This is a genomic window from Nocardioides sp. J9, assembly GCF_007829375.1.
GTDB lineage: Bacteria > Actinomycetota > Actinomycetes > Propionibacteriales > Nocardioidaceae > Nocardioides.
Genome location: NZ_VLJQ01000129.1, coordinates 10,308 through 18,740, shown reverse-complemented (window position 1 = coordinate 18,740; position 8,433 = coordinate 10,308). Strand labels below are relative to the sequence as shown.

The 8,433-nt window shown below is 72.0% G+C and carries 7 protein-coding genes; 3 read left to right on the top strand and 4 right to left on the bottom strand.

What is annotated here, in order from left to right:
• Positions 1–201: 201 nt before the first annotated feature.
• From L615_RS21515 to L615_RS21500, 4 genes are read right to left on the bottom strand one after another with little or no spacing between them, the layout of a single operon-like run.
• On the bottom strand, positions 202–1,581 hold the full coding sequence (locus L615_RS21515; protein ID WP_084254952.1) for a cytochrome P450: 1,380 nt from the start codon (positions 1,579–1,581) through the stop codon (positions 202–204).
• Positions 1,578–2,354 carry an SDR family oxidoreductase gene (locus tag L615_RS21510; protein ID WP_028654754.1) on the bottom strand — a complete coding sequence of 259 codons (777 nt, stop codon included), beginning with the start codon at positions 2,352–2,354 and terminating at the stop codon, positions 1,578–1,580. The genes L615_RS21515 and L615_RS21510 overlap by 4 nt, the downstream gene beginning before the upstream one ends.
• Positions 2,354–3,589 (bottom strand): cytochrome P450, encoded by a 1,236-nt coding sequence (locus L615_RS21505; protein WP_145726423.1) that lies wholly within the window; start codon positions 3,587–3,589, stop codon positions 2,354–2,356. Before L615_RS21505 ends, L615_RS21510 begins: the two co-directional genes overlap by 1 nt.
• Complete coding sequence (locus tag L615_RS21500; protein WP_145726422.1) at positions 3,586–4,164, bottom strand: TetR/AcrR family transcriptional regulator; 579 nt, start codon at positions 4,162–4,164, stop codon at positions 3,586–3,588. Before L615_RS21500 ends, L615_RS21505 begins: the two co-directional genes overlap by 4 nt.
• A 90-nt stretch (positions 4,165–4,254) precedes the next feature.
• Here L615_RS21500 and L615_RS21495 point away from each other — a divergent pair, with 90 nt between their 5' ends.
• The 3 genes from L615_RS21495 to L615_RS21485 are packed head-to-tail and all read left to right on the top strand — an operon-like array spanning position 4,255 to position 8,252.
• The gene (locus tag L615_RS21495; RefSeq protein ID WP_145726421.1) at positions 4,255–6,090 is read left to right on the top strand and encodes an amidohydrolase family protein; all 1,836 of its coding nucleotides are present in this window, start codon (positions 4,255–4,257) and stop codon (positions 6,088–6,090) included.
• A gap of 33 nt (positions 6,091–6,123) precedes the next feature.
• Positions 6,124–6,972, top strand: a complete 849-nt coding sequence (locus tag L615_RS21490; protein WP_028654757.1) for an LLM class F420-dependent oxidoreductase — start codon at positions 6,124–6,126, stop codon at positions 6,970–6,972.
• An 8-nt stretch (positions 6,973–6,980) separates the two neighbouring features.
• Positions 6,981–8,252: a hypothetical protein gene (locus tag L615_RS21485; protein WP_261376805.1), complete on the top strand. Its 1,272-nt coding sequence runs from the start codon at positions 6,981–6,983 to the stop codon at positions 8,250–8,252.
• Positions 8,253–8,433 lie beyond the last annotated feature (181 nt).

The following is an 8,433-nucleotide window of genomic DNA, read 5'->3' as shown; positions in this document are numbered from 1 at the left end:
CGAAACCACCGGGCCTGCCAGGCGGACGGTGCCGGGCACAGTCGGGTGCATCGGGGCCGGAGGTTTCGAGGCTCGGCGCTAGCGCGCCTCGCACCTCAACCACCGGCGAGAGGCTCGGCGCTAGCGCGCCTCGCACCTCAACCACCGGCGAGAGGCTCGGCGCTAGCGCGCCTCGCGCCTCAACCACCGGCGAGAGGCGGGTCATCGCTGCCGCCTGCGGTAGCGGACCCGGGCGGGCTGGGCGAGCTGGATGACCATCTTGCTGAAGTCGTCCTGGTAGGAGTCGAGCGGCTGGACCGGCTCGAACTCGAAGTCGCGCAGGATCACCGAGAAGATCGCCTTCATCTGCATCATCGCGAAGGCGTTGCCGACGCAGCGGTGCTTGCCGGCGCCGAACGGGATCCACGTCCAGCGGTTCTGCAGGTCCTCCTGGCGCGGGTCGACGTAGCGGCCCGGGTCGAACTCGTCGGCCTTCGGGAAGTCCTCCTCGATCCGGTTCGACACCCGCGGCGATGCGGCGAGCACGGTGCCGGCGGGGATCGTCCGCCCGAGCAGGTCGAAGTCCTGCTGGACCAGGCGCATCAGGATGACCAGCGGCGGGTGCAGCCGCAGCGTCTCCTTGAGCGCCGACTCGAGAACCGGGATCGAGCGCAGCGCCTGGAAGGAGACCTCCGGCGCGTTGCCGTCGGCGTCGGGGGCGTAGAGGGCGTCCAGCTCGGCGACGACGTCCTGCATCACCCCGGGGTGGCGGAGCAGCTCGATCATCGCCCACGACGCGGTGCCCGACGAGGTGTGGTGGCCGGCGAACATCATCGAGATGAAGATGCCGGTGACCATGTCGGCGTCGTACCCGACGGCGATGAGGACGTCGAGCAGGTCGCGCTCCTCCTTCGGGATCTCGCCCTTCGCGATGCGGGCGGTGATGATCGCCTGCACCTTGGCGACGAGCTCCTCGCGGGCCTCGTCGCGGATCCGGAAGCTCTCGATGTCGGCGTAGGGGTCGACGTACGCGATCGCGTCGGTGCCACGCTCGAGGCGGTGGTAGACCTCGGCGAAGGAGCCGTCCAGCGCGTCGCGGAACGGCTTGCCGATGAGGCAGGAGGAGGTGGTGTAGATCGTCAGCTCGGCGAAGAAGTCGAGCAGGTCGATCTCGCCCTCCTCGCCCCACCCGGCGACCATCCGGCGGATCTCCGCCTCGATGGTCTGCGCGTGCCCGCGCATCATGTCGCCGCGCAGTGCCTGGTTCTTCAGCATCTGCTGGCGCTCCTCGGGGCTGGCGTCGAAGACGACGCCCTTGCCGAAGATCGGGGTCATGAAGGGGTACGCCGCAGCCTGGTCGAGCACGTCGTCAGGTGCGCGGAAGAAGGCCTCGTTGGCCTCGGCGCCGGTGACCAGCACGACCTGCTTGTCGGCGAGGCGGAACCGGCCGACGTCGCCGCACTCCTCGCGGACGCGGTGGAAGAGGCGGATCGGGTCGACCCGCATCTCCGGCAGGTGGCCGGTGCCCTTGATGATCGCCGGCACGTCGGCGCCCTGGTCGTCGACGACCATCGACACCTCGGGGATGTTCTCGAGACTCATCGGCGCTCCAGCGGGGCTTCGGGGTTCACGTCGACGGGGCTGAGGTGGATGCCCCGCGGCGTGCTGACGACGGTGGCGATGGCGTCCGCGACGGCGGTCGCCTTCATGAAGTGGGAGTGGCGGGCGTGACCCCACTTGACCCACTCGTTGAGGACCCGCGCGGCGGCGGCGGGGTCCCAGTCCATGCCCATCTCGCTCCACGTCGGCCCGGGGCGTACGACGGACGCCCGCACGCCGCTGCCCTCGAGCTCCATCTGCAGGGAGGCCACCAGCCCCTCCAGCCCGGACTTGGTGGCGCTGTAGCCGCCCATGAACGGACGGGCCCGGACGGCGGTGTCGGAGGAGACGAAGACGATGTCGCCGCGCTGCCGCTCGACCATGCCGGGCACGAACGCCCGGACGAGGCGGTGCGGGCCGAGCAGGTTGACGTCGACCTCGCGGGCGAGCCGCGCACTGTCGGTCTCCAGCAGCGAGCCGGGCCCGATGAGTGCGGCGTTGCTGACCACGACCTCGACGTCGCCCAGGTCGGCGGCCGCCTTGGCGGCGAACTCCTCGACCGACTCGTCGGAGGACACGTCGAGCGGGTGGGCGACGGCCTCGCCGCCGGCCTCACGGATCTCCGCGGCGATCTCCTCGCACAGGTCGACGCGGCGCGCGCCGAGGGCGACCGGGAAGCCCGCCGCGGCCAGGGCGCGGGCGGTCTCGGCCCCGATCCCGGACGAGGCGCCGGCGACGACGGCCGGACGCCGGTCGGGGTGCACGGGCTTGGGCATCAGCGGTTCCTCTCCGTGAAGGTGACCGGGAGCGAGGCGAAGCCGCGCACGCTGGTGGAGTGGACGCGGACCGCGCGGTCGGCGTGGACGTGGAAGTCGGAGACCCGACGGACCAGCTCCTCCAGGACCACCCGGGCCTCGAGCCGCGCGAGGTTGGCGCCGAGGCAGAAGTGGCGGCCGGTGCCGAAGCTGAGGATCTCGGAGAGCTCGGCCTTGTCGCGGTGGATGTCGTAGGTGGTGGGGTCGGTGAAGACCCGCTCGTCGCGGTTGGCGCTGCCCAGCAGGACCAGCGCCTTGGAGCCGGCGGGGATCCTCACCCCGGCGACCTCGACGTCCTCGACGACGTACCGCGCGAGCATCTGGCTGGAGGTGTCGTGGCGCAGCGTCTCCTCGATCCACGCCGGGACGAGGGCGATGTCGCCGAGCACCTGCGCCTTCTGCTCGGGCGCGGCGGCGAGGTGGAAGAGCGCGTTGCCGAGCAGCTTGGTGGTGGTCTCGTTGCCCGCGACGACCATCAGGAAGAGGAACGCCATGATCTCGCCGTCGGCGAGCTGGTCGCCCTCGAGCACGGTCTCGACGAGCGCCGAGGTGAGGTCGTCGCTGGGGGTGCGACGGCGCGCCCTGACCATCTCGCCGTAGTACTCGAACAGCGTGAAGGACGCCTCCACGCCGGCCTTCGGGACGTCGCGCACCCCGTCCTCGCGGTGCACCACGAGGTCGGCGAGGCGGCGGACCTCGTCGCGGTCGGCCTCCGGCACGCCCATCATCTCGGAGATGACGTCCATCGGGAGCTTGCCGGCGAAGTCGGCGATCCAGTCGGACTCGCCGTGCTCGGCGTTCGCCGCGAACGTGCGGGCCAGGTAGTGGTCGGTGAGTGCCTGGATCTGCGGCGTCAGCTCGCGCACCCGGCGCGGGGTGAACGCGGCGGAGACCAGCTTGCGAATGCGGGACTGCTCGGCGCCGTCGAGCCCGAGGAAGCTCATCACGCGGTGCGCCTCGGGGTTCCACGCCGACGCGTCGAGCGAGACGCCCATCCGGTTGGAGAAGACGGTGTCGTTGCGCAGCACGTCGAAGACGTCGCGGTGCCGCGAGATCACCCAGAGGTCGTCGGCGGCGGCATGGAAGACGGGCGCCTCGTCGCGCAGGCGCTGGTACGTCGGGTAGGGGTCGTCCTGGAAGGCGTAGTCGTAGGGGTCGAAGACGAGGTCCCCGGCCATGGAGAGGTCGGCGGTCATCGGTGGTCCCCCAGGATCGTGGCGACGACCGTGTCGAGGCGGTCGCCGAGGTCGGCGTAGGTGATCAGGCCCATGCCGGCCTGCAGCAGCGCGCCGGAGAACGCGAGCACGAGGGCGTCGACGAGCTCCGGCGTCGCGGCGTCGCCGAGCGCGGCCTCGAAGCGGGTGACGAACTCCGCGCCGATGCGCAGCCGCAGCCGGTCGACGTCGGGGTCGGAGCCGAGCAGGGCGACCGTGGCGCCCGCAGCCAGGTGCGGGTCGTGCTCGCAGAGGTCGGTGAGCGCCCGGGTCACGGCCTGGACCCGGGAGGTCGGCGACCCGCCGGTCGGTGTGGCCGGGGCGTCGTCGACCAGCCGCCGCCAGAACAGCTCGGCCAGCAGGTGGTTCTTCGAGGAGAAGTAGGTGTAGGCCGTGGCCGGCGAGACACCCGCCCGCATCGCCACCTGCCGCACGGTCAGGGCCTCGGGCCCGACCTCGGCCAGCTGCTCGAGGCCGGCCTCGAGCAACCGCTGCACGGTCGCCGCCTGCCGCTGGTTGAGCTGGCGCCGCGGCGAGCTGGTCAGTTGACTGGACACGTGTCCAACCTAGGACCGGGCAGCGAGCCGTGCAAGACATTTCTGGAACTTGTTCTAGATCCGGTCGAGCCGATCGCCTAGCGTGCTGGCATGCCAGCCGCACCCGTCACCCCTGCCTTCGACACGATCGTCCGCGGCGGTCTCTACTTCGACGGCGACGGCTCGCCCGCGCAGGTCCGCGACGTCGGCATCCGCGACGGCCGGGTGGCCGCCGTGTCGGCGACGCCGCTCGACACGACCGGGTGCCCCGACGTGGTCGACGCGCACGGCCGGTGGGTCGTCCCGGGCTTCCTCGACATCCACACCCACTACGACATCGAGGTCCTCGCCGGGCCGGCGCTGCTCGAGTCGCTGCGCCACGGCGTGACCACGGTCCTCCTCGGCTCGTGCTCGCTGTCGACCGTCCACGTCGGCGGCGTGGACGCCGGCGACCTCTTCGGGCGGGTCGAGGCGATCCCGCGGATGCACGCGATCCGCGCGGTCGAGGAGGCGAAGGACTGGGGCTCGGCGAGCGAGTACGTCGCCGCGCTCGAGCGCCGCGCACTGGGCCCGAACCTGGCGGCGTTCATCGGGCACTCCGACATGCGCACCGCGACGATGGGCCTGGACCGGGCCACCCGCCCGGAAGTGCGCCCGTCGGCCGCCGAGCAGCGACGGATGGAGCAGATGCTCACCGAGGCGCTCGACGCCGGGTTCGTCGGCATGTCCGCCCAGCAGCTGCTGTTCGACAAGCTCGACGGCGAGCGCTGCCGCTCGCGGACCCTGCCCTCGACGTACGCGAAGAGCCGGGAGATGCGCCGGCTGCGGCGGGTCCTGCGCGAGCGCGACCGGGTCATCCAGGCCGGGCCGGACGCCTCGCACCCGCACACGATCCTGCTGCAGGCCCTGGCATCGATCGGCGGCTGGTTCCGCAAGCCGCTGAAGACCTCGCTGCTCTCGGCGGCCGACCTCAAGGCGATCCCGTTCATCATCCACCTGATGCGCCTGCTCGCGGGGACGGTCAACCGGCTCGGGGCCGACTTCCGCTGGCAGCACCTTCCGGTGCCCTTCGAGGTCTACGCCGACGGCATCGACCTGGTGATCTTCGAGGAGTTCGGCTCCGGCGCGCAGGCGCTGCACCTGCAGGAGAAGGTCGCCCGCGACGAGCTGATGAAGGACCCGGCGTACCGCAAGGCGTTCCGCAAGGACTACGAGTCGAAGTTCGGCCCGCGGGTGTGGCACCGCGACTTCTTCGACGCCGAGATCGTCGCGTGCCCCGACCCCAGCGTGATCGGCAAGTCGTTCGGCCAGGTCGGCGTGGAGCGCGGCGGGCAGCMCCCCGTCGACGCCTTCCTCGACCTCGTCGTCGAGCACGGCACGGCGGTGCGCTGGCGCACCACGATCTCCGGCCACCGCCCGCAGGTGCTGCGAAAGATCGCCCAGGAGAAGGGCGTGCAGATGGGCTTCTCCGACGCCGGGGCCCACCTGCGCAACATGGCTTTCTACAACTTCGGCCTGCGGCTGCTCAAGCACGCCCGCGACGCCGAGCGCGCCGGTCGTCCGTTCCTCAGCGCCGAGCGCGCGGTGCACCGCCTGACCGGCGAGCTCGCCGAGTGGTACGGCATCGACGCCGGCCGGATCCGCGAGGGCGACCGCGCCGACCTCGTCGTGCTCGACCCCGAGCGGCTCGACGCGACGCTCGAGGAGTACCACGAGGCCCCGGTGGCGGCGTACGACGGCCTCCCGCGGATGGTCAACCGCAACGACGCCACGGTGACGCACGTCTACGTCGGCGGGCGGGCGGTGTGGCACGGCAGCGCGCCGACCTCCCTGGTGGGCGGCGAGCGCACCGGCCGCTTCCTGCGGGCCGGCGTGGTCGACCGCGAGCCGCTGGCCGTCGCGGAGGCCCGTCCGGAGCAGGGCGTCGCCAACCAGACAGGTGTCTAGCGTAACGCTAGAACACGTTCTACTGTTGGCGTCATGCGCAACGGCATCGTCCTGTTCACGTCCGACCGCGGCATCACCCCGGCCCGCCTCGCGCAGGCGGCCGAGGAGCGCGGCTTCGACACCATCTACGTCCCCGAGCACACCCACATCCCGGTCCGCCGGGACGCGTTGCACCCGACCGGGGGCGAGGAGCTGCCGGACGACCGCTACCTGCGCACCCTCGACCCGTGGGTCTCGCTGGCCACCTGCGCGGCGGTCACCGAGCGGATCGGCCTGTCCACCGCGGTCGCGCTGCCCGTCGAGTCCGACCCGATCACCCTGGCCAAGACCCTCGCCACCCTCGACCACCTCTCCGGCGGCCGGGTCACCATCGGCGCCGGCTACGGCTGGAACACCGACGAGCTCAGCGACCACCACGTCCCGGCGGGCAAGCGGCGCACCGTGCTCCGGGAGTACCTCGAGGCGATGCGGGCGCTGTGGACCCAGGAGGAGGCGTCGTACGACGGGGAGTTCGTGTCCTTCGGCCCCAGCTGGGCCTACCCGAAGCCCCCGCAGGGCCGGATCCCGGTCATCATCGGTGCGGGCGGCGGGCCGAAGACGATGAAGTGGATCGCCGCGAACGCCGACGGGTGGATGACCACCCCGATCGAGACCGGCATCGCCGACAAGGCCGCGCTGCTGCGCAAGGAGTGGGCCGAGGCCGGCCGCGAGGGCGAGCCGGACGTGCGCATCCTGGTCGCGAAGAAGCCGACCGAGGAGGACTTCGCCGACTGGATGTCCGCCGGGGCGACCGAGCTGATCTGGGGCGTGCCCGACGCCGAGGAGGACAAGGTGCTCGCCTACCTCGACAAGATGGCCGCGCGCCTGGGGCTCGCGGGCTGAGCACCGGCATGACGACCGGCATGACCAGCCGCTACACCGACCTCAGCCGCGAGGAGCTCGCGGTCGTCGTACCCGAGCTGCTGCTGATCGGGCAGCTCATCGACCGCTCCGGCATGGCCTGGTGCATCGCCGCCTTCGGGCGCGAGGAGATGCTGCAGGTCGCCATCGAGGAGTGGGCGGCGGCGAGCCCGATCTACACCCGGCGGATGCAGCAGGCACTGGGCTACGCGCCCGCCGAGCCCGGCCGCGGCGACGTGGTCACGATCTTCAAGGGCCTGCAGCTCGACATCGGCGCTCCCCCGCAGTTCATGGACTTCCGGTTCACCGTGCACGACCCGTGGCGCGGGGAGTTCCGGCTCGACCACTGCGGCGCGCTGATGGACGTGGAGCCGATGGGCGAGGACTACGTGCGCGGCATGTGCCACGACATCGAGGACCCGACCTTCGACGCCACCGCGATCGCCACCAACCCGCACGCGCAGATCCGGCCGATCCACCGCCCGCCGCACAACAGCGCCGAGCGCGCGGGCGGGGCGCACTGCGCGTGGACGGTCACCATCGACGAGTCGCACCCGACGCCGGAGCCCGTGCCCGCGCTGGAGGTCAACGAGCGCTCCCGCGCGGCGACGCTCGCGCTGGACCCGATCGACCCGGCCGACGAGGGCCGCAGCGACTACTCCGGCCCGCTGCTCTCCGACCTCGACTTCGCCGCGTTCTCCCGCTCCGCGCTGGTGCGGATCGCCGACGAGGTCTGCCTGCAGATGCACCTGCTGGACCGCGCGTTCGCGCTCGCCGTCGCTGAGCGCACCGAGACCGACGGCGAGCTGGAGAAGCTGCGCCGCAAGCAGCTGGTCGGCGTCGCCGGCATCGGCGCCGAGCGCCTCGCCCGCGCCCTCGGCCTGCTCGGGACCGAGGACCCGGTCGCGGCGGCCGTGCGGCTGCTGTCCGTGCACCCGCTGCTCAACCCGGCTGCGTACGTCGACGCCTCGCTCACCGACGGCACCCTCGTCGTGCGTCCCTCCCCCGCCCACGAGGACGAGGCGTGGATCTCCCTGTGCGGCCCCGCCAGGACCGGCGCCCTGCAGGCGGTCGTCCGCGCCGTCGACCCCCACCTGGACGTGGAGGTCGAACCGCTCGCTAACGAGGAGGGCTGGCGGGCGAGCGTGGTCCGTCGTACCGACCCGGCGCCGGAGGCCAGCGAGGTCGCCGTCACCCGCTTCAGCACCGGCGCCGGCTTCACCTTCCAGCCCCGCCGCTCCCTCCCCATCACCCCGGTCTGAGGCCGACGCATCGGGATAATCCCGGGTCAAAAGCACCCTCGCACGGCGTGTCGCGGTGCTTTTGACCCGGGACTATCCCGGTCCGGCCGGGTACGGCGGCGCGGTAGTCCCTGACGAAAAGCACCGCGACACGCCGTCGGACGGTGCTTTTCGTCAGGGACTATCCCGGCGAGGAACCCGG

Excerpts from the sequence above, each read along its gene's own strand:
- L615_RS21515 (WP_084254952.1), bottom strand. The coding sequence starts at position 1,581 with ATGAGTCTCGAGAACATCCCCGAGGTGTCGATGGTCGTCGACGACCAG.
- L615_RS21505 (WP_145726423.1), bottom strand. The coding sequence starts at position 3,589 with ATGACCGCCGACCTCTCCATGGCCGGGGACCTCGTCTTCGACCCCTAC.
- L615_RS21490 (WP_028654757.1), top strand. The coding sequence starts at position 6,124 with ATGCGCAACGGCATCGTCCTGTTCACGTCCGACCGCGGCATCACCCCG.
- L615_RS21510 (WP_028654754.1), bottom strand. The coding sequence starts at position 2,354 with ATGCCCAAGCCCGTGCACCCCGACCGGCGTCCGGCCGTCGTCGCCGGC.
- L615_RS21485 (WP_261376805.1), top strand. The coding sequence starts at position 6,981 with ATGACGACCGGCATGACCAGCCGCTACACCGACCTCAGCCGCGAGGAG.